This is a genomic window from Methylobacterium sp. BTF04, from assembly GCF_010692745.1.
Taxonomy (GTDB): Bacteria; Pseudomonadota; Alphaproteobacteria; order Rhizobiales; family Beijerinckiaceae; genus Methylobacterium.
In genome coordinates this window covers 1-1,053 of the sequence record NZ_JAAHTB010000195.1, presented here as the reverse complement: position 1 = coordinate 1,053, position 1,053 = coordinate 1, and the positions used below count along the sequence as shown (strand labels likewise).

Below are 1,053 nucleotides of genomic sequence, written 5' to 3'. Positions count from 1 at the left end.
TAGAGCGTTTTCGGTTTAATCTGGTTCATATCCTGCGGCGGCGAAGAAGTTGGCGCAGTCGCTGTGCGTGATGGTGTCGATGAGGCGTCCGATCGCGGACCACAGCCCCTCGACGGTTCGCTCGGCCGCCTTTCGCAAGAGAGCTTTGAGCTTCGAGAAGGCCATCTCGATCGGGTTGAAGTCCGGGGAATAAGGCGGGAGGAACAACAGCCGCGCGCCCGCCGTCTCGATGGCCACGCGCACGGCTGGTCCCTTGTGGCTGCCGAGGTTGTCCATCACGACGATGTCGCCGGGCGTGAGTTCAGGCACCAGCACCTGCTCGACGTACGCTTGGAAGGCGTCGCGGTTGATCGGCCCGTCCAACACGAACGGCGCGGCGATCCCGGACAGGCGCAGTCCGGCGACGAAGGTGGTGGTTTTCCAGTGGCCGTGAGGCACGGCTGAGCGCAATCGCTCGCCCCTGATGCAGCGTCCGCGTTTGCGGGCCATGTTGGTCGAGGTCCAAGTCTCGTCGAGGAACACGAGGCGCGCGGGGTCGAGATCGGGCTGGCTCTCGAACCACGCTTCACGCGCTGCCTTCACATCCGGCCGGTCCTGCTCGGCGGCGTGAGCTGTCTTTTTTTGTACGTCAGATCGCGCGCGTCGAGAAAGCTCCACAGGGTTCCCAGCCCAACCGTGAGGTCGTGCTCGGCCAACAACCGGGCACGCATCTCCTCCAGGGTAATGTCGTCCTTCTCGTCGATCAGGCCGCGCAGGAATGCCTCGTGCGGATCGAGCTTCGAGCGGCGCGCCCGCCCTTGCGGACGGGCCGCCACCGTCCCGGTCGTCGTGAGCGCGGCCATCCACCGGATCGAGGTCGCGATGCCGACCCCAAAGCGCGCCGCCGCTTGCCGGCGCGAGGTCACCGCAGCCGCCTCCACCACCCGCTCGCGTAGATCCTGGCTGTAGGGTCGGCCCATGTCTCGCTCCTCGTCCCGAGCGATCAGTGAATCAGCCCAAAGCCTCCGCGTGAACCCCGAACGCGCGACTCAGCACAGACCGAAAACGCTCTAG

1 protein-coding gene is annotated in these 1,053 nt (G+C 65.8%); it reads right to left on the bottom strand.

Annotated features, from left to right (window positions below; translation table 11 throughout):
* Positions 1 to 15 precede the first annotated feature (15 nt).
* A protein-coding gene (locus G3T14_RS24280; protein ID WP_163645021.1) for an IS630 family transposase occupies positions 16 to 959 on the bottom strand; the annotation gives its coding sequence in 2 pieces (ribosomal slippage) (positions 16 to 623 and positions 623 to 959; 945 coding nt in all).
* Positions 960 to 1,053 lie beyond the last annotated feature (94 nt).